The organism is Pseudomonas sp. 2hn (assembly GCF_019646095.1).
Classification (GTDB): domain Bacteria; phylum Pseudomonadota; class Gammaproteobacteria; order Pseudomonadales; family Pseudomonadaceae; genus Aquipseudomonas; species Aquipseudomonas peradeniyensis.
In genome coordinates this window covers 3,747,706-3,769,570 of sequence record NZ_CP081016.1, presented here as the reverse complement: position 1 = coordinate 3,769,570, position 21,865 = coordinate 3,747,706, and the positions used below count along the sequence as shown (strand labels likewise).

The 21,865-nt window shown below is 68.1% G+C and carries 20 protein-coding genes; 6 read left to right on the top strand and 14 right to left on the bottom strand.

Annotated elements, in window-relative coordinates:
* Nucleotides 1-145 precede the first annotated feature (145 nt).
* From K2O50_RS17030 to K2O50_RS17005, 6 genes are all read right to left on the bottom strand, one after another.
* Nucleotides 146-1,204, bottom strand: coding sequence for an ABC transporter substrate-binding protein (locus tag K2O50_RS17030; protein ID WP_050705189.1), 1,059 nt, complete (start codon nucleotides 1,202-1,204; stop codon nucleotides 146-148).
* Entirely contained in the window at nucleotides 1,201-2,268 is a 1,068-nt protein-coding gene (locus K2O50_RS17025) for an ABC transporter substrate-binding protein (RefSeq protein ID WP_050705190.1), read from the bottom strand. The genes K2O50_RS17030 and K2O50_RS17025 overlap by 4 nt, the downstream gene beginning before the upstream one ends.
* An 11-nt stretch (nucleotides 2,269-2,279) precedes the next feature.
* On the bottom strand, nucleotides 2,280-3,428 hold the full coding sequence (locus tag K2O50_RS17020) for an LLM class flavin-dependent oxidoreductase (RefSeq protein ID WP_050705191.1): 1,149 nt from the start codon (nucleotides 3,426-3,428) through the stop codon (nucleotides 2,280-2,282).
* A gap of 233 nt (nucleotides 3,429-3,661) precedes the next feature.
* A complete protein-coding gene (locus K2O50_RS17015; RefSeq protein ID WP_050705192.1) occupies nucleotides 3,662-5,482 on the bottom strand; it encodes an ABC transporter ATP-binding protein in 1,821 nt (606 codons plus the stop codon).
* Entirely contained in the window at nucleotides 5,475-7,256 is a 1,782-nt protein-coding gene (locus K2O50_RS17010; RefSeq protein WP_050705193.1) for an ABC transporter ATP-binding protein, read from the bottom strand. Before K2O50_RS17010 ends, K2O50_RS17015 begins: the two co-directional genes overlap by 8 nt.
* A gap of 111 nt (nucleotides 7,257-7,367) precedes the next feature.
* The gene (locus K2O50_RS17005; RefSeq protein WP_050705194.1) at nucleotides 7,368-8,600 is read right to left on the bottom strand and encodes an acyl-CoA dehydrogenase family protein; all 1,233 of its coding nucleotides are present in this window, start codon (nucleotides 8,598-8,600) and stop codon (nucleotides 7,368-7,370) included.
* Nucleotides 8,601-8,919: 319 nt separating this feature from the next.
* Between K2O50_RS17005 and K2O50_RS17000 the strand changes: the two genes are divergently transcribed.
* Nucleotides 8,920-9,966 (top strand): ABC transporter substrate-binding protein, encoded by a 1,047-nt coding sequence (locus tag K2O50_RS17000; protein WP_050705195.1) that lies wholly within the window; start codon nucleotides 8,920-8,922, stop codon nucleotides 9,964-9,966.
* A 15-nt stretch (nucleotides 9,967-9,981) separates the two neighbouring features.
* The gene (locus tag K2O50_RS16995; protein ID WP_050705196.1) at nucleotides 9,982-10,719 is read left to right on the top strand and encodes a class II aldolase/adducin family protein; all 738 of its coding nucleotides are present in this window, start codon (nucleotides 9,982-9,984) and stop codon (nucleotides 10,717-10,719) included.
* A gap of 74 nt (nucleotides 10,720-10,793) precedes the next feature.
* Here K2O50_RS16995 and K2O50_RS16990 read toward each other — a convergent pair whose 3' ends face one another.
* From K2O50_RS16990 to K2O50_RS16975, 4 genes are all read right to left on the bottom strand, one after another.
* Nucleotides 10,794-11,066: a type II toxin-antitoxin system ParD family antitoxin gene (locus K2O50_RS16990; protein WP_050705197.1), complete on the bottom strand. Its 273-nt coding sequence runs from the start codon at nucleotides 11,064-11,066 to the stop codon at nucleotides 10,794-10,796.
* Between the two features lie 386 nt (nucleotides 11,067-11,452).
* Entirely contained in the window at nucleotides 11,453-12,622 is a 1,170-nt protein-coding gene (locus K2O50_RS16985; RefSeq protein ID WP_050705198.1) for an LLM class flavin-dependent oxidoreductase, read from the bottom strand.
* Nucleotides 12,623-12,637: 15 nt separating this feature from the next.
* The gene (locus K2O50_RS16980) at nucleotides 12,638-13,861 is read right to left on the bottom strand and encodes a lipase family protein (protein ID WP_050705199.1); all 1,224 of its coding nucleotides are present in this window, start codon (nucleotides 13,859-13,861) and stop codon (nucleotides 12,638-12,640) included.
* 15 nt (nucleotides 13,862-13,876) lie between these two features.
* Nucleotides 13,877-14,944, bottom strand: coding sequence for a PhnD/SsuA/transferrin family substrate-binding protein (locus tag K2O50_RS16975; protein ID WP_050705200.1), 1,068 nt, complete (start codon nucleotides 14,942-14,944; stop codon nucleotides 13,877-13,879).
* A gap of 328 nt (nucleotides 14,945-15,272) precedes the next feature.
* Here K2O50_RS16975 and K2O50_RS16970 point away from each other — a divergent pair, with 328 nt between their 5' ends.
* Nucleotides 15,273-16,334, top strand: a complete 1,062-nt coding sequence (locus tag K2O50_RS16970) for a sigma-54-dependent Fis family transcriptional regulator (RefSeq protein ID WP_050705202.1) — start codon at nucleotides 15,273-15,275, stop codon at nucleotides 16,332-16,334.
* A gap of 491 nt (nucleotides 16,335-16,825) precedes the next feature.
* Here the strand turns inward: K2O50_RS16970 and K2O50_RS16965 are convergent, their stop codons facing one another.
* Nucleotides 16,826-17,290: a DUF1348 family protein gene (locus tag K2O50_RS16965; RefSeq protein ID WP_050705204.1), complete on the bottom strand. Its 465-nt coding sequence runs from the start codon at nucleotides 17,288-17,290 to the stop codon at nucleotides 16,826-16,828.
* Nucleotides 17,291-17,466: 176 nt separating this feature from the next.
* Between K2O50_RS16965 and K2O50_RS16960 the strand changes: the two genes are divergently transcribed.
* Nucleotides 17,467-17,658 (top strand): hypothetical protein, encoded by a 192-nt coding sequence (locus K2O50_RS16960; protein ID WP_050705205.1) that lies wholly within the window; start codon nucleotides 17,467-17,469, stop codon nucleotides 17,656-17,658.
* 1 nt (nucleotide 17,659) lies between these two features.
* Here K2O50_RS16960 and K2O50_RS16955 read toward each other — a convergent pair whose 3' ends face one another.
* The 3 genes from K2O50_RS16955 to nhaR form a co-directional block, all read right to left on the bottom strand.
* Nucleotides 17,660-18,301, bottom strand: a complete 642-nt coding sequence (locus tag K2O50_RS16955) for a YceH family protein (RefSeq protein ID WP_050705206.1) — start codon at nucleotides 18,299-18,301, stop codon at nucleotides 17,660-17,662.
* 123 nt (nucleotides 18,302-18,424) lie between these two features.
* A complete protein-coding gene (gene sstT / locus K2O50_RS16950; RefSeq protein ID WP_050705207.1) occupies nucleotides 18,425-19,636 on the bottom strand; it encodes a serine/threonine transporter SstT in 1,212 nt (403 codons plus the stop codon).
* Between the two features lie 155 nt (nucleotides 19,637-19,791).
* A complete protein-coding gene (gene nhaR, locus K2O50_RS16945; protein ID WP_050705208.1) occupies nucleotides 19,792-20,685 on the bottom strand; it encodes a transcriptional activator NhaR in 894 nt (297 codons plus the stop codon).
* A gap of 132 nt (nucleotides 20,686-20,817) precedes the next feature.
* Here nhaR and K2O50_RS16940 point away from each other — a divergent pair, with 132 nt between their 5' ends.
* Together K2O50_RS16940 and K2O50_RS16935 are read left to right on the top strand one after the other, a co-directional pair.
* The gene (locus K2O50_RS16940) at nucleotides 20,818-21,057 is read left to right on the top strand and encodes a hypothetical protein (protein WP_050705209.1); all 240 of its coding nucleotides are present in this window, start codon (nucleotides 20,818-20,820) and stop codon (nucleotides 21,055-21,057) included.
* Between the two features lie 15 nt (nucleotides 21,058-21,072).
* Nucleotides 21,073-21,825 carry a TerC family protein gene (locus tag K2O50_RS16935; protein WP_050705210.1) on the top strand — a complete coding sequence of 251 codons (753 nt, stop codon included), beginning with the start codon at nucleotides 21,073-21,075 and terminating at the stop codon, nucleotides 21,823-21,825.
* The last annotated feature ends 40 nt before the right edge of the window (nucleotides 21,826-21,865 follow it).

The window sequence follows — 21,865 nt, the reverse complement described above, 5'->3', positions numbered from 1 at the left end:
CAGAGCAGGGACTGTGCCAGGCTCATAACACACTGTTTTTATTAGTATTTATTGGTTGTTGAAGCGATCGATGTGGATGACGCAGCAGCGGGGTGTTTGGCGGGTGTTGCTGGGGCAGCAGGGCTGCCCCAATGCCCTTGCAGGTTCAGACAGCCAATCGCGATGTGGAGCCGATCACCTGCTCCAGCACGCTCGAATCGATCCACTCGCGCACATCGATGCGCCGCGGGATGAACCCCCAGCGATGAAGGAACTCGCTGAAGTCCTGCAACGCCGCGATGGAGCGGCCATCCAGCGCCGTGCGCAGGCGCCGGTGGGCATCCTCGCCATAGGCCGCCGCCACCCAGTACTCGCTGGTGTTCAGCTCGCGGGCGAGAAAGCGCCGGGTGTCCTCGGGGTTGGCCCAGGCCCATTGCTCGGTGCGCAGCACGGTGTCGACCAGGGTGCGGCTGCCCTCGAAATGCTCGTGCAGCAGGTGGGTGTCCACCGTCAGCGTGCGCGGCGTGCCGTTGTTGCTGCGAATCAGCGGGTCGGGGTGGCTGCCGGTGTCGACCACCACCCGCAGGCCGAACTCGTGGGCCAGCTGCACCGCGTGGGCGCCCTTGAGGAAAATCGCGTCGATGTCGCCGCGCAGCAGGCCGATCAACTCGTTGTTGCGCCGGCTCACGCGGCGGGTGTCCAGTGCCACCTCCGAGCCGTACAAATGCTGCTTGGGTTCATCGCTGTAGGTGCCGCCGTAGGGGTAGTCGACCAGCTCGACGTCGGCCACGTTCAGGCCTTCGAGCTTGAGCGCGTTCTCCAGGCCGCGCAGGGCCTGGGCGCGGGTGAAATCGATCTGCACGTTGGCCCACTTGGGCAGGCCGAAGCGGCGGTTCTTCAGGTCGCGGATGCCACGCACGCCGCTCTCTTCGGTGGTGAGGATCAGCTGTACCTCGTCGATCCAGCTCAGCCCCAGCACCCGGGTCTCGACGCCGCTGGCGTAGGCCCAGATCGCCGGGATGCTGCCGCCATGGCGCACCGAGTTCTGCAGGTGGTGGTCGTAGTGGGCCTCGCGCACCTCGCGCTCGCTGGACTCGCGCAACGACTGGATGCGCGTGCCGAACGGCGCGAAGGCCTGGGCCAGGCGCCCGGACTGCACGGCGATGCCAAGGCCGGTGGGTACCGGGCTGTGGGTGTACCAGAGGGTTTCCAGGGGCTTGCTCATAGGGCGACGGGTTTCCTGTCCATGGCTGAAGGGGCGGCGAGCAGCGCGTCCAGCGGCTGCCGGTCGATCCAGTCGCGCACCGCGAAGCTGGCCGGGATGAAGCGCCAGCGCGCGAGGAACTGCACGAAGTCCTGCAGCGCGTCGATGGCCTGCCCGTCCAGGGCGGTGCGCAGGCGCAGGTGAGCGTCGTTGCCATAGGCCACGCCGACCCAGTATTCGCTGCTGTTGGTTTCGCGGGCGAGGTAGCGATGGGTCTCGTCCGGGTGCTGCTGCGCCCAGTGCTCGGCGCGCAGCACGCTGGCCAGCAGCGTGCGGGCCACGTCGGGGTGCCATTTGAGCAGATGGCTGTCCACGGCCAGCGTGCGCGGGGTGCCGTTGTTGCTGCGGATCAGCGGGTCGGGGTGGCTGCCGGTGTCGATCACGGTGCGCAGGCCGAAAGCGTGGGCCAGCTGCACGGCGCTGGTGCCCTTGAGGAAGATCGCATCCACCTCGCCGCGCAGCAGGCCGGCCAGCTCCAGGTTGCGGCCCTCGCCCTGGCCGATGGACACCGGCGTGCCGGCGACATTGCGCACCGGGCGGTCGCTGAAGGTGCCGTGGTAGCGGTAGTTGACCAGGTGCAGGTCACCCACCTGCAGGCCGTGCAGCTTCAGGGCGTTTTCCAGGCCGCGCAGGGCCTGGGCACGGGTGAAGTCGATCTGCGCCGCGCTCCAGTCGGGCAGGCCGAAGCGCCGGCCCTTGAGGTCCTGCACGCTGTGGATGGCGCTGTCCGGTCGGGTCAGGATCAGCTGCGCCTCGTCGGCCCAGGACAGGCCGATCACGCGGGTCTCGCGGCCCTGGGCGCGGGCCCAGATCGCCGGGATGCTGCCACCGTGGCGCACCGAATTGCGCAGCGTGTGGTCGAAGTGCGATTCGCGCACGGCCTGGTCGTCGGCTTCGCGCAGCGACTGCACGCGGGTGCCCAGGGCCGCCAGGTCCTGCTGCAGCCAGCCTTGCTGCACGGCGATGCCCAGGCCGGTGGGCACCGGACAGCGGGTGTACCAGAGGGTGTCGAGGGGTTGGCTCATGGTCGTTCTCCTCAGGCGCTGGCCTTCAGCGGCGTGGCGGCAGCCTGCTGCACCAGCGGCAGGACTTCCTGGCCGATGCGCAGGGCCTCTTCCAGGTGCGGGTTGGCCGCCAGGATGAAGGTCGAGAAGCCGGCGTCGCGGTATTCGGCCAGGCGCTCGGCGATGTTCTGGTGGCTGCCCACCAGCCCCACGGTCGGGCCGGGCTTGGCCTTGGCGAAACCGGCCCAGAGATTGCGCGCCAGCTTCAGTTCGTCGAAGTCCTGCAGGTGCTGGTGATAGGCCGCCTGGCGCGCACCGCCGACCGAGTCGGAGCCCGTGACGAAGCCCTTGGCGATGGCGCTGCTCCTGCCTTCGAGGCGTTCGAACTGCTGGCGCAGCTCGCGCCAGGCCTGCTCTTCGGTTTCGCGGGCGAACAGGTCCACGCGCAGGCCGAAGCGCACCGTGCGGCCCTGCTTGTCGGCCAGTTCGCGCACCCGCTCGATGTGCGGCTTGAGCTTGTCGATCGGCTCGGCCCAGTTCAGGTAGACGTCGGCGTGGCGGGCGGCGACCTCCAGCGCGGCGTCGGAGAAGCCGGAGAAGTACACCCCGGGCTTGCGCTCGTGGGCCAGCCCCGGCGGCAGGCTGCCGTGCTCCAGGCGGTAGATGTCGCCTTCGTAGGAGAAGCTGTCATTGGCCCACAGGCCCTGGATCACGTCGAGGAATTCGCCGGTGCGCTTGTAGCGCAGGTCGTGTTCGAGGAAGTCGCCGTTGGCGCGCTGGCTGGCCGGGTTGCCGCCGGTGATGATGTTCCAGTCCAGCCGCCCGCCGCTGAGGTTCTGCAGGATCGCTGCCTGCTGCGCGGCGTAGGCGGGCAGGGTCCAGGTGGCCTGGAAGGCGATCAGGAAGCGGATACGCCGGGTCTCGCGCGCCAGCGCTGCGGCGGCGATCCACGGCTCGGGGCCGGTGGGCAGCAGGGCGCCTTCGAAACCGGCCAGCTCGGCGGCCTTGGCCACCTGGGCGATGTAGTCGATGTAGGTGAAGCCGTCGGCTTCGCCGCTGGGCAGGCGACCCGGAGCGATGTGGCCCGGGCGGTGCTGCGGGTTGCCACGGGTGTGGCGGTCGGTGGACAGCTGCGGCCCGTCGGTGCCCAGGGGCAGGCGCCAGAAGAATTCGGTGGTCATGGGAGCTCCTGAAGGGGAGGTTGTCGATGGGCAGGGTGGTGCAACGGCTGTGCCATGGCCCTGCAAGGCCGCAACGGCGTGGGGTGGCGAGGCTGGGGTGCTGCTGTGGCAGCAGTCGGGCAGCAGTGATTGCATGAGCAGCAGCAGGGCCCTATCGCGGGGCAAGCCCGCTCCCACGCCAGACCCGCAACGGCACAGTTGGCGTGGGAGCGGGCTTGCCCCGCGAAAGGGCCCTAGTTCTCGATGGCGACCTCCCCGGCACTGCGCAGATACGCCGCGTACAACCCGGCATACACCCCGCCGGCCTCCACCAGCGCCGCATGTCGTCCCAGCTCGACCACCTGCCCATGGCGCACCACGGCGATCCGGTCGGCGTCGCGGATGGTCGCCAGGCGGTGGGCGATGATGATCGCCGTGCGCCCTTGGCACAGCCGGCGCAATGCCTGCTGGATACGCCGCTCGGTGTGCACGTCGACCGCCGAGGTCGCTTCGTCGAGCACCAGCACCGCAGGGTCGGCCAGGTAGGCGCGCACCAGGCACACCAGCTGGCGCTGGCCGTGGCTCAGGTGGCTGCCCAGCGGGCCGACCTCGGTGTGGTAGCCCAGCGGCAGGCGCTCCAGCACCTCGTCGGCACCCAGCTCGCGGGCGGCGGCGATCAGCTGGGCATCATCGGCGCCGGGCCGGGCCAGGCGCAGGTTGTCGAGGAGGCTGCCGCTGAACAGCACGTTGTCCTGCAGCACCACGCCGATGTTGCGCCGCAGGTCGTGCTGGGCCAGCTCGCGCAGGTCGATGCCGTCGAGCTTCACCGCGCCGTGGCGCACGTCGTAGAAGCGCGTGAGCAATTGCACCAGGGTGCTCTTGCCATGTCCCGAGGGGCCGACGATGGCCAGCACTTCGCCCGCCGGGATATGCAAGTCGAGCCCGTCGATCACAGGGCGGGCGTTGGCATTGTAGGCGAAGCCGACCTGCGCGAAGTCCACCTGGCCCCGGGCTCGGCCCAGTGCCCTTGGCTGCGCGGGGTCGAGCACCTGGGCGCCGGTGTCGAGCAGCAGGAAGATGCGCTGCGCCGAGGCGCTGCCGGTGGCGTAGCGCTCGAACAGGTCCGACAGCTCCTGCAACGGGCCGAGGAACAGGAACACGTAGAACAGGCTTTCGGCCACCTGGCCGACGCTCACCCGGCCTTCGACCAGGCCGAAGGCGCCCACCAGCAACAGCACGGCCATGCCCGCCGTGCCCAGCAGCGCGGTGAACGGCGCGAACCAGCCGGTGCGCAGGCTGCCGTGGATCAGCGCCTGGTTGAAGGCCTCCAGCAGGTGCCGGTAGCGCCGCTGGTTGCTGGCCTCGCGCCCGCACTGCTGGATCAGGCGCACGCCGCTGACGCTCTCGACCAGATGCGCGGTGAAGCGGCTGCGCTGCTCGGCGACCTTGGCCCAGTTGCGCTGCGACACCCGCTTGAAACGCCAGGTCGCCAGCGCCAGCAGCGGCACGGTGGCCGCCAGGCTGTAGAAGAAGCTCGGCTCGATGCGCCACAGCATCACCCCGGCCAGGCCGCAGCGCAGCAGGGCGCCCAGCAGCTCCGGCGGGCCTTGCACCAGCAACGGCTCCAGCGCGTCGACGTCGCGGTCGGCGCGGGCGATGATGCGCCCGGCGCGGGTCTGGTCGAAGTAGCTCACCGACAGCGCCTGGACATGGGCGAACACCTGCACGCGCAGGGCGTTGAGCACGCCGATGGCGGCGCCGCCGGCAATCAACTGCGAGACGCCCGCCAGCAGGAAGCGGCCCAGCCAGCTGGCGGCCAGGCCCAGGCCAAGCCACAGCACCAGGCGCTCGTCCAGCAGCCAGTGGCCGGCGTCCTGGATCAGCCCGCGGTCGAGCAGTTCGCGGACGAACCACGGCCGCAGGAACACGGTGAACACCAGCAGCAGTTCCAGGCCGATCACGCTCAGGATCGCCCCACGGATCGGCCGCAGCAGCGGTAGCAGACGGCCCAACATGCCGCGGTCGAGGGCCTGGCGGGCCAGGCGCTGTTCGATGTCGATTTCGCTTTCAGCCATGCTCGATCCCCAGCAGGTCGCGGTAGTGGGCGTTATTTGCCGTCAGCTCGGCGTGGCTGCCGCTGGCGCTGATGCGCCCGCCGTCGAGCAGCAGCACGCGATCGGCCAGCAGCAGGGTGGACAGGCGGCTGGTGATCAGCAGCAGGGTCGGCGCACGACCGGTCTGGCTGCGTTGACGGCGCAGGTTGTCGAGCACGCGGCGCTCGCTCTGGGCGTCCAGGGCGCTGGTGGCGTCGTCCAGGCACAGGATGTCGGGCGCGCCGAGCAGGGCGCGGGCCAGGCACAGGCGCTGGCGCTGGCCGCCGGACAGGGTCACGCCACGGTCGCCCAGCGGTGTGTCCAGGCCGTGGGGCAGGCGCTCCAGCACATCCTCGGCGGCGGCCTGGCGCAGGGCCTCGCGCAGCTCGCTGTCGGTGGCGTCGGGCGCGGCCAGGCGCAGGTTGGCGGCGAGCGAGTCGGAAAACAGGAAGCTTTCCTGGGGCAGCACCTGCACCCGGTGGCGCAAGGCCGCCAGGTCGAAATCGCGTACATCGTGCCAGCCATGGGTGTCGCTGCCGACCCGCACGCTGCCGCCATCCACTTCGGCCAGGCGCGGCAGCAGGCTGGCCAGCAGGCTCTTGCCGCTGCCGGTGGCGCCGACCAGCGCCACCACCTCGCCGGGGCGCAGCTGCAGCGAGCAGCCATGCAGCAGGTCGCGGCCGGCCTGCGGCGCGGCCACGCGCACCTGCTCCAGCTTCAGGCCCAGCGGCCCTTCTGGCAGCGCGCCCTGGCCGCTGCGAATGGCGGGGCGCTCGTCGAGCAGTTGCCAGATGCGTTCGGCGCTGGCGCGGGCGTCGGCGAAGGTCTGCATGACCCGGCCGATGCCTTCGATGCGAAACACCAGGGTGGTGCCCACCAGCAGCGAGGTCACCAGCTCGCCGATGCCCAGGCGCCCGGCGGCCACCTGGTGGGCGCCGTACACCAGGATCCACACATGACCGAGGGCGACTACCGCCTGCGGCAGGGGAATGCGCGAGCTGGCATAGGCCAGCGCCGTGCGGGCATGGCCGCTGAACAGCGTCACCTGCTCGGCGAAGCGGGCGATGCGCCGGCCCTCGAGGCCGAACGCCTTGATCACCCGCACGCCGCCGATACCTTCGGCCAGGTCCTGGCTGACCTGGTCGTAGGCCGTGGCCACGGCCCGGTCGAGGCCGACCAGGCGTTCGGTCTGGCGCACGAACAGCCACAGCCCGGCACCGGTCAGCAGCAGTGGCACCAGGCCCAGCAGCGGGTCGTACCAGGCCAGCAGGCCGACCGCCGCCAGCAGCACCAGCGGGGTTTCGACGATCTGCCGCCAGAAGGTGATCAGCGCATCGCGCACCTTGTCGGCATCGCGGGTGGTACGGGTCAGCAACTCGCCCATGCCATGGCGCCAGTGATAGCCCAGGTGCAGGGCCTGGACCTGTTCGAGAATGCGTTCGCGCAGGCGCGTCAGCAAGGCCTGGCTGAGCACCAGCGATAGCACCGCGGCGGCGTACTGCAGCAGGCCCCGGGCCAGGGCGATGGCCAGCAGGGTCCACAGCCAGTGCCAGCCCAGGCTGGCGTCGAGGCTGCCGTCGGCCAGGCGGGTGACGGCGCGGCCGGCGCCGACATCGTCGACCGCGTGACCGATCAGCCATTGCTGCCAGGCCAGGCCCAGGTTGCCGGCGATGTACAGGGTGGCGACCAGGATGAAGCGCCAGGGCATCTCGCGGTAGATGGCCAGGGCGCGCAGGAGGGGGTGTCTGGAGGTCATGCAGGGCTCGGGTCTGATGGTGGGGCGGGCCTCATCGCGGGGCAAGCCCGCTCCCACGCCAATGGTGTCGTTGCAGGTCTGGCGTGGGAGCGGGCTTGCCCCGCGATGGCGTCAGCGACGTGTAGCGCCTTGCGCTTCCTTGGCATTGAGCACCGCCGTGTACTCCCCCGGATCCACCCCGTTGAGGTAGTAGTTGCCGACGTTGTGCAGGCGCCAGCGGATCGGGTCGTGGGTGGTGTGCACGCGGGCATCGCGCCAGAAGCGGTCCAGGTTCCACTTGCTCAGCGAAGCACTGGCCCCCAGCAGTGAAAACAGGTCGCTGGCGATCTTCAGCGCCGCGCCGTCGGCATGCGCCCGGGCGGTGGCCACCGAGAGGATCAGTTCGTCCTCCAGCGCCTTGTCCGCCGGGTCGCGTTCATGGGCGTCGAACACCCGCGCCGCCTCGCGCAGCACCGACTCGGCGCCGCGCAGGGCCACGGCGTACTCGCCGACCTGGCGGATGATGTGCGGCTCGTCGCTGGCCCGCTCAACCCCGCTCTCGACCCAGGCCCGGGCGTGCTCGCGCAGGTAGTCCAGCGCCGCCTGCAGGGCGCCGGCGGCGATGCCGCTGTCGATGGCGGCGTGAAGGATCTGCGGGAAGGTCAGGCCGGTGCGTTTCATCGGCCCACTACGGAAGGTGACGAAGCGCTCGTCGAGGACGATCTCGTCGAACTTCACCGTGCCGCTCACCGAATGTTGCTGGCCGAAGGCGTCCCAGTCATCGACCAGGGTCAGGCCGGGGGTGTCGCGGTGCAGCAGCACGCCGGCGCCACCGTCCTCGCTGGCGGCGGTCAGCGAGATCCACTCGGCCAGGTAGGCGCCGGTCGAGTAGAACTTGCTGCCATTGAGTACCAGCTTGCCGTCGGCGCGGCGTTCGACGCGGGTCTTTAGGGCGAACTTGTTCTTGCCGCCGACCTCGGCCAGGGCATTGCCCAGGCGCTTGCCGGCCAGTACATCGGCCAGCACACGGTCGCGGACCTCGTCGGGGTAGCCGCCGAGCACACCGCGCAGCATCACGTTGTGGATCTGCAACAACTGGCCGACGCCGCCGTCGGCGGTGGAGACCAGGCGCACGGTCTCGACGATGGTCGCGACCGAGGCGCCGAGGCCGCCGAACTGTGTGGGCACGCCGATGGCGGTGAGGCCGCTGCTCGACAGCAGCTCGGCCTGGCGGCGGGGCAGTTGCCGGTTGTTTTCTGGGTCGGCGGCGAGGGCGGCGATTTCGCCGGCGACCTGGCGGGCGATGTCGATGGCTTCGGCTTCATGGGTGATCCGCCGGGCTGGCGGGTGTTCGATGGTGGTCATGGGTTACCTCGGTGGCGGTGTATGGCCCATCGCGGGTCGGTGTGGGAGCGGGCTTGCCCCGCGATGCCTGCGAACACCAGAGCAACTTCTTTGCCACAGCCCTGAAGTCCATGGAGTAGAGGGCTTTCAGCGCATCCTTGCTGCTCCAGCAACACCCCTGGTCGCGGTTTCTGCTGATCTGGCAACACCCGCGCCGCAATCCTGCATCCTGGTCAGCAATCACCACCCTGGCCATCATCGAAAATCCCATTGTTCCGGGCATTCCAGCCCTTGGCACGGCCGCTGCAATGGTCCTCGCACGACGTCCAAGGAGCCCCCCATGACCCTCCCTCAAGCCACCCCCAAACCCGAAACCCTGGAGCGCCTCTGGTTCACCCGCTGCCCGGTGCCCACCGCCTCGGGCATCGCCTACAAGCTCGGCTGGCTGCAAGACGAATTCGCCGCCGACGGCCTGCCCATCGATACCCTGCAGGAGGCCCGCCAGCTCGGCCATCACCACTACGATCACCAGCTCCCCGGCCTGTTCCGCGAGGGCGGCAACCTGCCGGCCCTGGCCGCCCGCGCCGCCGGTGCGCCAACGCGGCTGATCGGCCTGACCTGGATCGAGGAATGGCAGACCATCCTGGTCCGCCCCGACAGCAACATCCGCCGCCCTGAGGACCTGCGCGGCAAGCGTCTGGCCCTGCCGGCCTGGGGCGCCGACCGCCCCGGCAGCATCGCCCGGGCCATGAGCCTGCACGGCTACAAAGGCGCGCTGGCCTCGGCCCGCCTGGGCTTCGATGACGTGCACCTGGTGGAGGTGGCGCTGCACGACCCACTCGACGCCGGCTCCCCGCAACTGGGCCTGCAACGATTGTGGTCGGGCCTGGATCCGCTGGCGCGCGGCGAGGTCGACGCGGTGTACGTCAAAGGCGCCGCCGCCGCCGATGCCGCCCGCCGCCTGGGCCTGGTGGTGGGCATCGACCTCGATGCCCTGCCTGAACCGCGCCACCGCATCAACAACGGCACGCCACGGCCGATCACCGTGCACCAGCGCCTGCTCGACGAGCACTTCGACCTGGTGACGCGCTTCCTCGCCCAGACCCTGCGCGCCGCCGACTGGGCCGCCGGCAACCGCGACGCGCTCAACGCCATCCTCGAGGACGAGACCCGCGCCGGCAGCCAGGGCGTGGCCGACGCCTATCGCGGCGACTTCCACACCACCCTGGCACCGGACCTGTCGCCCCAACGCCTGGCCTTCCTCGACATCCAGAAGACCTTCCTCAACCTGCATGGCTTCCTGGAACGCGACTTCGACCTCGCCGACTGGGTCGACCACCGCCCCCTGCAAGCCGCCCACGACCTGCTGGCCCAGCGCCGCGCCTGATACCGGAGACCGAGCATGACCGTACTGATCAACGAACGCCCTCTCACCGCCGAGCTGCAAGCCTTCACCGACCAGGTGCTGGCCGAGGCCGAAGCGGCCTTCAGCGTGTTTCGCGAAACCCGCACCATCACCGCCAACGGCACCGTCGGCTTCATCGAGCGGGTGCCCGGCGAGGAGCTGCTGGTATCGGTGAACTACGGCGGCCCGTGGAACCACCGCAAGCCGCTGGAGGCGACGGTCAGCGACTTCGCCGGCAATGTCATCCTCGGCAAGGGCAAGGGCAAGGGAGGGCTGGGCCGCTACACCAAGCTGTTCCAGACCCACGCCGACATCACCACCGTGTCCCACGTGCACAGCCCGTATCTAGGCGCCTGGGCCCAGACCCACCGCAGCCTGCCGTTCCACTACGTGCCGGTGCAGCGCTACCAGCTGGCCCGCGAGCTGCCGGTGTACATCGACCGCCGCCAGGCCGAGGTGGATTTCATCCTCGAGCAGATCGTCGCCAACCCGTTCAACCTGGCCATTCTCGAGGCCAACGGCGGCGCCACTGTGTGGGGCAAGCATGGCCTGCGCGCCACCGCCGAGTTCATCCTGCTGCTGGAGGAGGGCGCGCAGATCCAGCTGCTCGCCGACGCCCTCGGCGGCTCGCGTCCCTATGGCCCGGGCGTGCTCACCCAGCAGTGGAAAATGAGCGGCCTGTACGAGCGGGCCAGCGAACTGGGCCTGGTGCCCGGCATCGACCGCCGCAACTGATCCCCCACCTTTCGTGCATGGAGCACGCTCATGGAGGTCAAGATCCTCTGGGGCGTGCGACTCGTCCTGCCGTGTCATTCTTTATCAGCCTGCCCCAGGCTCCCCAGGTACTCATCCAGATTGTCCAGGTCGACCTCATCGAACTGACCGGCGTTCAGTTGCATGATGCCGATGCTGGCAGCGGTACGCAGGGCCTCGAGGCGTGCCTGCTCCTGAGCTTCGTGATCGATGAGCATGCGCAGGCCCGCACGCACCACCTCGCTGAGGTTCTGGTAGCGACCCGTTTGCACAAGCTCTTCGATGGTCTGCTCCATGGGGCCTGGGACAAACACATTGTGAGTGGCCATGCTGTGCTCCAGGTAATGAAGGGATATGGCGATCTATGCCATATCCCTACCTCAAACGCCAAAGGTGACGGCAGAGCAACCGACCTATGGCACCCTGCAGGCCGCCTGCGCCTGCGGTTGGCTGCTCTCCTGGAACAAAACACAACTCTTTGATTTGACTGGGACAGCGTGGGAGCGGGCTTGCCCCGCGATGCGGCGTTTGGCACCGGCTACGCCGGTGATCGCGGGGCAAGCCCGCTCCCACGCTGGAATTCTGTTCCCTGCGCGACAGCGTAGCCCGGAGGGCTGGGCGATCTCCTACAGGGGGCAGTGCTCAGCCTTTTAGCCAGAGATTCTCGAAGCGCCATGCACTGAACAGCGAGCGCTCTGGCTGCGCGCCGCCGAGGTCAGGCCAGGCCCGGACGAGTGAGCGGGGCGCGTTGGTCACGGAAATGCGGCAGGATGTATTCGCCGAGGCGGTAGGCCTCTTCCAGGTGCGGGTAGCCGGCGAGGAAGAACAGGTCGATGCCTATGGCATGGTATTCGCGGATCCGCGCCACCACGTTGGCGTGGCTACCGACCAAGGCGCAGCCCGGCGGGATGCCGATGTAGCCGAAACCGGTCCACACGTTGGGGTGGATGAAGAAGTCGTCGAAGGCCCGCGCTTCGTCCTGGTCGGCGTATTCGTGCTCGTAGCTCAGCTTGCGCGCGGTGCGCAGCCCGGCATGGGCAGCGCGGGCCTTGACCGTGCCCTTGGCCACGCCCTCGTCGAAGAAGCGCTTGGCCTCGGCCAGCGCGGCCTCCTCGGTGTCGCGGGTGATGACATCGATCGACAGACCGAAACGGATATCGCTGCGTCCGTGCTTCAAGGCGCGAGCGCGGATGTCGGCGATCAGCGCGGCGATTTCGTCGGGGTGCTCGGCGCGCATCAGGTAGAAGTCGGCGTGCCGGGCGGCGAACTCCCGCGCCGCCTCGGACGAACCCGCGGTGCAGATCAGCGGCAGCTCGGCCTTCTTCAATGGCCCGCGCAGGCCACCGCCTTCGGCGCTGTAGTAGCGGCCCTGGTAGTGGAAGTCGGGGTTGTGCCAGTAACCGCGCACCACGTCCATGAACTCGGTGGCGCGGGCGTAGCGCTCATCGTGTCCTTCGAAGTCGCCGACCTGGCGCTGGATCGCGTCCGAGCCGCCGTTGATGATGTTCCACACCAGCCGGTTGCCGGTGGCGCGCTGGTAGGTGGCGGCCTGCTGCACCGCCACCCAGGGCGTGTAGTGGTAGGGCTGGAAGGCGGTGACGAACTTCAGCGTGCGGGTCTCGCGGGCCAGCAGCGAGCACACCGTCCACGGCTCCTCGCCACTCGGCGCGTTGACCATCAGCGCGCCGCCGAAGCCGTTGATCTCGGCGGCGCGAGCCACCTGGCCGAGGTAGTCGATATAGCTGAAGTGATCGCCCACGGCGAAGCCCGAGACGGCCCCGGTGCTGGGGCCGCCGGCATGCCAGTCGCCGCGGTTGCGCGGGTCGCCCGGGAGGAACTGGGTCTCGCCGTGCAGTGGCAGGCGGGTGAAGAATTCGAGGCTCATGGTCGCGCTCCTGGCTTACTGGACACTGGGGTTGCAGATCGGGGTGACAGGCTGGCCGCTGATGACCTGGCGGGCGAACGGGATCGAGTCCCGGAGCGAGGCGTTGACTGTCTCGCTGTGGCCCAGGCCCTTGTACAGGTGGCCCTGGACCACGGAACCGGCCTTGCAGGCATCCTGCATCAGCGCCACCTGGGTGCTGGCGGCGGGGGTCTTGTCCTCGGCACCGGTGCCGATGAAGATCGGTTGCGCCAGCTTGAGGGTCGGGTACGACACCTGGGCCAGCCAGGCCTTGAGCTGATCGCCCTGATAGTCTTTTTTGGCATTGGCCGGGGTCAGCCCGCTGCCGACCACATCGCTGACCAGGGCGGACAGGCAACTGCTGCGCGCCTGCTCGAACAGCGGCAGGGCCTTGTCGGTGTAGAAGTCGCGCGGGTCGATGCTCGGGTCGTACTGCTGCGCCGCCAGCAGGGTGTAGAAACCGTAGGCCAGCGCCGGGTCGACCTTGTTCTCATCCTGTTCGCCGACGTTCTTCGCGCCGATGGTGTAGATCACCCCGGTGCCGATGCTGCCCTTCACCCCGAGGTCCGGCGCGTAGGTGGCGGCATAGGCACCGGCGGCGAAGGCCCCGGCGCCGCCTTGCGACTGGCCGACGATGAGCACCTTGTTGGCCAGGCCCGGCACGCCGGCGACTACGGCCTTTGCCGCGTCGAGGATGCCGTAGGCGGCCATGCGGTTGTTCAGCAGCGGGTGGCCGCCGGGCACGCCCAGGCCCTGGTAGTCGGTGGCGACGATGGCATAACCCTCGTCGAGCCAGCGGTTGAGGTACTGCACGTCACGGTACGAGCGGCCGGCCCAGGACGGCGCGCAGATATCGGCGACGCCCACGGTGCCATGGCCCCAACTGGCCACCGGCCAGCCGCCGGCGGGCGCCTTGCCCTTGGGGGTGAACAGCGCGCCGGAGACCACGATCGGTGTCTTGCCGTCGATGCCGTCCAGCGAGGTGTAGAGGATGCGTTGCGCGCTGGCGGCGCTGGGCAGGCTCAGGGCGCTGTCCAGCGGCTCGCTGCGCAGCAGTTTGCCGGGGGTGGCCGGGATGGCCTTGCTCCAGGTGTAGAAGGCCGATACCCGGCCGTCGCCCTGTTGCGGGTCGGGCCTGGGGGCGAAGGTATCGGCGGCCACGGCGGCGATGGACAAGGCCAGGGCAGACAGGCCCAGGGCGAATGAGACGGGCAGTTTCATGGGCGGATCTCTTGATCAGTGTTGGCTGAGCTGGGCGTCGAGGGACGGCCAGTAGTGGGTGAGCTGCAGGTCGCTCAGGGCCTGGCGGGTGAAGCCGGTGGCCAGGTCCGGGCCGATGTCGTAGGGCGTGCGGATCAGGCGGTTGTCCAGGGCGTAGCGGGCCAGCGCCTGGTAATGGGCCTTGAGCTGGGCATCGCTCTTCGGCGCCCAGCGCGCCTGCCAGGCCACCGGATCGTCCTGGTCGTCGCGGCGCAGCACGCTCTCGGCCACGCCCGCGCGGGACGAGAGCTTGTAATAGGCGTCGCGGTTCTGCTCCTGGGAGATCCACCAGGCAGCCTTGACCCAGGCGGTGGCCACCAGCTGGGTGAGGTCGGCGTGCTGCTCGACGAAACGGTCGGTGGCCCACAGGTCCGAGACCAGCCGCCAGTCGTCGGCGCCTTGCTTGGTCGACCAGAGGATGCGCGCCACGCCCTTGTCTTCCAGGGCATAGGCCTCGTTGAGCAGTACCGCTGCATCCACCTTGCCCGCCGACACCGCCGCCGCGCCGACCTGCGGGTTGAGGTTGGCGATCTTGAAGTCGCTCAGTTGCAGCTCTTGGCTGACGAGGAAGTTGCTGAAGGCGAATTCCCACGGCCGGCCACGGTGCAGGGCCAGGCGCTTGCCCTTGAGGTCCTGGATGCTGCGGGCGCTGGAGTTGGCCGGCACCACCAGGTACACGTTGTTGCCGCTGCCACCGGGCACCACCAGCTTGCCCGGCACGTTGCCGGCGCCGGCGATCACCGAGGGCAGGTCGCCGCGCACGGCGAAGTCCAGGCTGTCGTTGCTGAAACCTTCGTTGATCTGCGGACCGGCGCCGGCGTGGGGCAGGGCGACCCAGTCCAGGCTGATGCCGCGCTGGGCCAGTTGCTGGGCGAGCCAGCCATCCTCGATCACCCGCCCGGGGATGCCGCCGAACACCGGCACGCCCCCCTGGGTGAAGGCGACGATGGCGATGCGCACGGATTTGGGCGGCTCGCCGGCCCAGGTGGTGAGGCTCAACAGCAGGCCGAGCAGGGCGAGGCCATGGCGCCAGAGGTTTTTCATGATGTTGCGCTCCCGACAGTGTGCGGGCCGCGTGCTTGAGCGGCCCAGGCGTTTGTCAGGGAGGAGCGAAATGCATGCCAGGGCGCTGCGGGCAGGGCTGCAGGCCTTGTGCGGCAAGGGTTACGCGCTACAGCGAAGGCATTGTCGCGCGGTTCGGGGTGCTGATCGGCAGGCAGGCCGTTGCTGGCCGGTTGCTGCTCCAGCAGCAGTGCAACGGTTGGTTTCTTGTTTATTCAATAATCGAATATATAAATATTTATTAATAATTTTTCGGTCTAAATTGTTTCATGCACTATGAGGGCGCGCACACACTGCCAGGAATGCCCCCATGTCGCTGATTACCCATCCCAATGCCCGCGAGCTGACCAAATCCGTGCGCGCCACCGTGCTGGTGTTCAAGGACCCGCGCTCCCAGGAGCTGCTCAGCCGCATCGAGCGCCTGGCCCCCAGCGAAGCCAACACCCTCATTATCGGTGAGACCGGCACCGGCAAGGAGCTGGTGGCCCGCCATATCCACAAGCTCAGCCGCCGCCATCGCGAGCCTTTCGTTGCGGTGAACTGCGGCGCCTTCGCCGAGACCCTGGTGGAGAGCGAGCTGTTCGGCCACGAGAAGGGCGCCTTCACCGGCGCCACCTCGAACAAGGCCGGCTGGTTCGAGGCCGCCAATGGCGGGACGCTGTTTCTCGACGAGATCGGCGACCTGCCGCTGAACATGCAGGTGAAGCTGCTGCGGGTACTGCAGGAGCGGGAAGTGGTGCGCCTCGGCTCGCGCACCCCGGTGCCGATCAACGTGCGCCTGGTGGCGGCGACCAACGTCAACCTGGCCGACGCCGTGGTGGCCGGGCATTTTCGCGAAGACCTGTTCTACCGCCTGCACGTGGCGACCATCCGCCTGCCGCCACTGCGCGAGCGGCCGGGGGACATCCTGCCGCTGGCCGAGTTCTTCATCGAGGAGCATTGCCGGCGCCTGGGCTACGAGCGCGCCCGCCTGAGCATCGAGGCCGAGCGCAAGCTGCTGGCACACAGCTGGCCGGGCAACATCCGCGAGCTGGAGAACGCGATTCACCATGCGCTGCTGGTGTGCCGGCAGCAGCAGGTGGCGCCGGGGGACCTGCACCTGGTGGACATGCGCCCGCAGGCGTTGGGGCAGCCGGAGGTGACCGGGTTGCCGGCGCCGGGCGCGGTGGCGCCAGTGACTCTGGAAAGCGCCTTGCTGGCATTGTTCGAGCAGAACATCCCGGACCTGTACGAGCACATCGAGGAGACCGTGTTCCGTGCCGCGTATCGGTATTGCCATGGCAATCAGTTGCAGACCGGACGGTTGCTGAACATCAGCCGCAATATCGTGCGGGCACGGTTGGAGAAGATCGGGGAATTGGGGGGCCGTTGAGCGAGAGATAGCGAATGACGGCCATGCGCGTTCCCCTGTAGGAGCGGCCTTGCCGGTCCGACGCCTCGGCAAGGCCGCTCCTACAGGCGTCTTGAATGGCCTGGAGCCGCTACACGCCTGCGGGCTTTCGTGCCATCGACCCTGCTTACGCTGAGCATTTCACCAACCCTGACCTTGCGTCGGGGGCTGGCCTTGCCCAGTACTGTCCGGGCACCATCAGCCTCGATACGTACCAGTTCACCCTCGTCGACACACATAATGCCGCATGGGCTGTCTTGCAAGGCGCGTAGGTAGGCCGAGTGCGTGGCCAGGGTGGCGAACAGAGGGATCTGTTGCTCAAGGGCATCAAGAGGTCTCATCGGGCTGTCCTGGAGTGGAGTCGCCCTGCAGTCTGGCACAACGCTGCGCTCACCGTTTCCCAGGCTCACGTAGTCCATTTCCCAAACCTGAAACGGGGCCGTCGAACGGCCCCGCAGATCCGGCGTCGCTCCTCAGAAGCCGAAGTCGCTCAGCCCAGGATGATCGTCCGGGCGGCGTCCCAGCGGCCAGCGGAACTTGCGCTCGGCTTCACTGATGGGTTGTTCGTTGATGCTGGCGTGGCGGTTGCGCATCAGCCCGTCCTCGGCGAACTCCCAGTTCTCGTTGCCGTAGGCGCGGTACCACTGGCCGCTGTCGTCGCGGTATTCGTAGGCGTAGCGCACGGCGATGCGGTTGTCGGTGAAGGCCCAGAGTTCCTTGATCAGGCGGTACTCCAGTTCGCGGTTCCACTTGCGGGTGAGGAAGGCCTGGGCCTCTTCGCGGCTGCTGCAGAACTCGGCGCGGTTGCGCCAGTGGGTGTCGAGGGTATAGGCCAGGGCCACCTTGGCGGCGTCGCGGCTGTTCCAGCCGTCTTCGGCCAGGCGCACCTTCTCGATGGCGGTTTCACGGGTAAAGGGGGGCAATGGTGGGCGGGACATCGTGGTCGATCCTTGCGGGAAGTGGGTTTGCAGGACCGAGATTAGACCCGTCGCAGGGCAGGGAGAATCGGTGCGCCAGGCACTTCATAATTGTCCTCGGAGGAACAATCCGCGCGGGAGTGCCAGGCCTGGCTGTCTATAGTTACCGCACAAGCCAGCCCCACTGGAGCCCACTCATGACCCTGATCAGCCGCGAACCCTGGTGGCTCGTCCCGCCCAAGCCCGGGCAGACCGAGCAGGACCTGCACTGGGGCTACCTGGAAATCTACGCCGACGGCCGCACCTTGTTCGTCGACCAGCGCCCCAGTGAGCGGGAGCTGGCCGAACGCAAGAGCTGCCGCCACTTCCCCGATGCCGAAAAGCCCTGAGTCAACCTTCGAGCTGGGCCAGGCGCGCCTCCAGCGCCGCCACCCGGGCTTCCAGCGCCTCGATGCGCTCGTCCGCCGCGCCGCCGGGGCGGCCGCCGCCGTCCTGCTGGCGGGCGGCGAGAATCGCCTCGATCTCGGCCGGGTCGCCCAGGGCGTGGGTGTAGCGGTCCTCGCGCTGGCCGGCCTGGCGCGGCAGATGCAGGGCCAGTTCGCGCGAGACCAGGCGCTCGAGCTGGTGCTGGACCTGATCGACGTCCTCGAAGGCGTACAGGCGGTTGCTGCGGGTCAGCAGCTCGCTGAGGGTCTGCGGGCCGCGCAGGAACATCAGCCCCATCAGCACCAGCTGCGCCGGCACCAGCTCCAGTGCCTTGTCCACCCGCTGTTCCCAGCGGTCGGCGCGGCTGCCCATCTGCAGGCGTGCCATTTCCTGGTTCTCCAGGGCGCGCAGGGCCTGGCCGACCTGGCCGGGGGAGAGGTTCATGACGGGTTCGCGGCTGGTCTTCTGGTTGCAGGCCAGGACCAGGGCATTGAGGGTCAGGGGGTAGGTTTCCGGGCTGGTGGCCTGCTTCTCGATCAGCGAGCCGAGCACGCGGATCTCGATGCTGCTGAAACGGCCTTCGCCGGTGGTTTGGTGTTCTGACATGGCCCTGTCTCATTGCGAGGAAAAGGCCACTAGCCTAGGTAAAGCGCCGGGCTTAAGCAATCACCGGGGCATTGCCGGTCAAGCCCGCTTCCAACGCAAGCGGCTTGACCGGTAACGAGGGCTTCAGGCGCTGCGTCGTTCCATGGCCTGGCACGCCGCTGCGGTGAACAGCACGTCGGTGGAGGAGTTCAGCGCGGTTTCCGCCGAATCCTGCAGCACGCCGATGATGAAGCCGACCGCCACCACCTGCATGGCGATCTCGCTGGGGATGCCGAACAGGCTGCAGGCCAGCGGGATCAGCAGCAGCGAGCCGCCGGCCACGCCCGAGGCGCCACAGGCGCAGACTGCTGCCACCACGCTGAGCAGCACCGCGGTCGGCAGGTCCACCGGGATGCCCAGGGTGTGCACGGCGGCCAGGGTCAGCACGGTGATGGTGATCGCCGCGCCGGCCATGTTGATGGTCGCGCCCAGCGGGATCGACACCGAATAGGTGTCCTCATGCAGGCCGAGCTTTTCCGACAGCGCCAGGTTGACCGGGATGTTGGCCGCCGAGCTGCGGGTGAAGAACGCGGTGATGCCGCTCTCGCGCAGGCACAGCAGGGTCAGCGGGTAGGGGTTGCGGCGGATCTTCCAGAACACGATCAGCGGGTTCATCACCAGCGCCACGAACAGCATGCAGCCGATCAGCACGCCGAGCAGGTGCAGGTAGCCGAGCAACGCGTCCAGGCCCGATTGCGCCAGGGTGGCGCTGACCAGTCCGAAGATGCCCAGCGGGGCGAAGCGGATCACCACGCGCACGATCAGGGTCACGCCGTTGGACAGGTCCTCGACCACGGTGCGGGTGGTGTCGTTGGCATGGCGCAGGGCCACGCCCAGGCCGATGGCCCAGGTCAGCACGCCGATGAAGTTGGCGTTGAGCAGCGCGTTGACCGGGTTGTCCACGGCGCTGAGCAGCAGGTTCTGCAGCACCTCGGCGATACCGCCGGGGGCGCTCAGCGCAGCGTCGCTGGTGCTCAGCGCCAGGTTGGACGGGAACAGCATGCTCGCCGCCACGGCCACCACCGCCGCGGCGAAGGTGCCCAGCAGGTACAGCCAGAGGATCGGGCGGATGTGGGTTTCCTGGCCATGGCGGTGGTTGGCGATCGAGGCCATCACCAGGATGAACACCAGCACCGGCGCCACGGCCTTCAGGGCGCTGACGAAGACCTTGCCGAGGAACGCCAGGTCGCGGGCCACGGCAGGGGCGAGCAGGGCGAGGAGAATGCCGGCCACCAGGCCGATGCAGATCTGCGTCACCAGGCCGGTGCGGTTGATGAGGCGGAGGATGGGGGTCATGTGCAGCGCAATCCAGTTACGTGAAAGCGCGCGACTTTATCACAGACCTGCAGGGCATAGCGTGGGAGCGGGCTTGCCCCGCGATCACTGGCCGAAGCGGTTTCGCCTGAATCGCGGGGCAAGCCCGCTCCCACGCACCCTGTGTACCCGACGGGTTACCAGTGAAACAACTCCCGCCGCGCGCCCTCGGTGATCGCCAGGATCCCCGGGTGCTTGACCTTGCGCTCCACCGAAATGGCGTAGAACGACTCGTTCACCGCCTCGGTCTGGCCGATCAGCCGCACCCCGTACTGGCGGCAGACTTCCTCGGCGATCACGCTGGGGGCGACGAAGATGCCGCTGCCCGACTGGCCGAAGGCCTGCATCAGCGCGCTGTCGTCGAACTCGCCGACGATACGCGGCTGCACCTGCTGTTCGGCCAGCCAGCGCAGCAGCCGGCTGCGCACCACGGTTTCCTGGCCGGGGATCAGCAACGGTGCGTCGTCCAGGCAGGCGGGGAAGGGCCGGTCGAGGCGTTCGGCCAGCGTGGGCGTGGCGAAGAAGCTCAGGCCGCACTCACCGAGTTTCTGGCTGTAGCCCTTGATGTCCAGGTGGCTGGGCATGGGGCTGTCGGAGATCACCAGGTCCAGACGCTGGATCGCCAGGTCCGCCAGCAGCCGCTCGAGCTTGTCCTCGCGGCAGCTGATGCGCAGCACCTCGTCCAGCTCCATGGTCGGCGCCAGCAGGCGGTAGACGATGGACTTGGGCACCACGTCGGCCACCCCCACGCGAAACAGGATCTGCTCCTGCGGCCCGGCCCGCAGCATGGCCTCCAGCTCGCCGCCGATCTGGAACATCTGCTCGGCGTAGACCAGCGCCTGGCGCCCGGTCTCGGTCAGCTCCAGCTGGCGGCCGACGCGTTGGAACAGCTCCAGGTTCCAGGTCTGCTCGAACAGGCTGATCTGGCCGCTGATGGTCTGCGGGGTGAGGTTCAGCTGCTCGCTGGCGCGGGCGATGCTGCCGGTCTTGGCCACGGCCCAGAAATAGTGGAGCTGGCGGTAGTTGAGCATGGCTTGCCTCAGTTCGGAAAAACCGAAGTATACACGCCGAAAAAACGAATTTTCCGGATGTTTCAGCCTCTTTAGAATGCCTCCCCATCAGGCGCATGACGCGCCGCCCGGAATTCGACAAGCGAGGACCTCATGCTACAACTCAAATCCATTGGTACACCGCTGGTGCTGGCCCTGGCCCTGTTCGCCATGTCCGGTTGCGACCAGGCCGAGAAATCCGCCCAGCAGATGCTCGACCAGGCCGCCGAAACCGCCAAGCAGGCCATCGACAAGACCAACGACGCCGCCCAGCAGGCCCTGAGCGACGCCATCGGCAGCGATGCCGAGAAGGCCAAGGCCGAAGACGACAAGAAAGACACCCAGGACATCTGAGAGCAGGACTGACCAATGGAATATTTGCTGGAACTCGCCGCAAGCCCCACCGCCTGGGTTGCCCTCGCCACCCTGGTGGCCATGGAGGTCGTGCTTGGTATCGACAACCTGATCTTCATCTCCATCCTCACCAACAAGCTGCCTGAGCAGTACCGCTCCAAGGCCCGCCGTATCGGTATCAGCATGGCCCTGGTCATGCGCCTGGCGCTGCTCAGCACCGTGGCCTGGATCGTCCAGCTGACCGAACCGGTCATCGAGGTGTTCGGCCACACGTTCTCGTGGAAGGACATGATCCTCATCGCCGGTGGCCTGTTCCTGCTGTGGAAGGCGACCAAGGAGATCCATGAAAGCGTCGACCCGCATGGCGCCAAGGAAGAGTCCAAGGCCGGCAACGCCGTGACCATCGGCTTCACCGCGGCGATCTTCCAGATCCTGCTGCTGGACATCGTTTTCTCGATCGACAGCATCATCACCGCCGTGGGCATGACCGAGCACCTGCCGATCATGATCATCGCCGTGATCAGCGCCGTGATCGTTATGCTGGTGGCCGCCGACCCGCTGGCCAAGTTCATCAACGACAACCCGACCGTGGTGATGCTGGCCCTGGGCTTCCTGATCATGATCGGCATGACCCTGATCGCCGAAGGCTTTGGCGCCCATGTACCGAAAGGTTATGTGTATGCGGCCATGGCGTTCTCGACGGCGATCGAGATCCTCAACATCCTGGCGCGCCGGGCGCGCTTGAAGCGTGAGGCGGCCGAGGGCTGATCTCGCCTGAAGCCATCGCGGGGCAAGCCCGCTCCCACGC

What these genes read in the sequence shown, in the direction of transcription:
- K2O50_RS17030 (WP_050705189.1), bottom strand. Translation starts at nt 1,204, where the DNA reads ATGAGCAAGCCCCTGGAAACCCTCTGGTACACCCACAGCCCGGTACCC.
- K2O50_RS16970 (WP_050705202.1), top strand. Translation starts at nt 15,273, where the DNA reads ATGTCGCTGATTACCCATCCCAATGCCCGCGAGCTGACCAAATCCGTG.
- sstT (WP_050705207.1), bottom strand. Translation starts at nt 19,636, where the DNA reads ATGACCCCCATCCTCCGCCTCATCAACCGCACCGGCCTGGTGACGCAG.
- K2O50_RS17005 (WP_050705194.1), bottom strand. Translation starts at nt 8,600, where the DNA reads ATGACCACCATCGAACACCCGCCAGCCCGGCGGATCACCCATGAAGCC.
- K2O50_RS16985 (WP_050705198.1), bottom strand. Translation starts at nt 12,622, where the DNA reads ATGAGCCTCGAATTCTTCACCCGCCTGCCACTGCACGGCGAGACCCAG.
- K2O50_RS17020 (WP_050705191.1), bottom strand. Translation starts at nt 3,428, where the DNA reads ATGACCACCGAATTCTTCTGGCGCCTGCCCCTGGGCACCGACGGGCCG.
- K2O50_RS17000 (WP_050705195.1), top strand. Translation starts at nt 8,920, where the DNA reads ATGACCCTCCCTCAAGCCACCCCCAAACCCGAAACCCTGGAGCGCCTC.
- K2O50_RS17015 (WP_050705192.1), bottom strand. Translation starts at nt 5,482, where the DNA reads ATGGCTGAAAGCGAAATCGACATCGAACAGCGCCTGGCCCGCCAGGCC.
- K2O50_RS17025 (WP_050705190.1), bottom strand. Translation starts at nt 2,268, where the DNA reads ATGAGCCAACCCCTCGACACCCTCTGGTACACCCGCTGTCCGGTGCCC.
- K2O50_RS16990 (WP_050705197.1), bottom strand. Translation starts at nt 11,066, where the DNA reads ATGGCCACTCACAATGTGTTTGTCCCAGGCCCCATGGAGCAGACCATC.
- K2O50_RS16980 (WP_050705199.1), bottom strand. Translation starts at nt 13,861, where the DNA reads ATGAAACTGCCCGTCTCATTCGCCCTGGGCCTGTCTGCCCTGGCCTTG.
- K2O50_RS16935 (WP_050705210.1), top strand. Translation starts at nt 21,073, where the DNA reads ATGGAATATTTGCTGGAACTCGCCGCAAGCCCCACCGCCTGGGTTGCC.
- K2O50_RS16965 (WP_050705204.1), bottom strand. Translation starts at nt 17,290, where the DNA reads ATGTCCCGCCCACCATTGCCCCCCTTTACCCGTGAAACCGCCATCGAG.
- K2O50_RS16960 (WP_050705205.1), top strand. Translation starts at nt 17,467, where the DNA reads ATGACCCTGATCAGCCGCGAACCCTGGTGGCTCGTCCCGCCCAAGCCC.
- K2O50_RS16955 (WP_050705206.1), bottom strand. Translation starts at nt 18,301, where the DNA reads ATGTCAGAACACCAAACCACCGGCGAAGGCCGTTTCAGCAGCATCGAG.
- nhaR (WP_050705208.1), bottom strand. Translation starts at nt 20,685, where the DNA reads ATGCTCAACTACCGCCAGCTCCACTATTTCTGGGCCGTGGCCAAGACC.
- K2O50_RS16940 (WP_050705209.1), top strand. Translation starts at nt 20,818, where the DNA reads ATGCTACAACTCAAATCCATTGGTACACCGCTGGTGCTGGCCCTGGCC.
- K2O50_RS16975 (WP_050705200.1), bottom strand. Translation starts at nt 14,944, where the DNA reads ATGAAAAACCTCTGGCGCCATGGCCTCGCCCTGCTCGGCCTGCTGTTG.
- K2O50_RS17010 (WP_050705193.1), bottom strand. Translation starts at nt 7,256, where the DNA reads ATGACCTCCAGACACCCCCTCCTGCGCGCCCTGGCCATCTACCGCGAG.
- K2O50_RS16995 (WP_050705196.1), top strand. Translation starts at nt 9,982, where the DNA reads ATGACCGTACTGATCAACGAACGCCCTCTCACCGCCGAGCTGCAAGCC.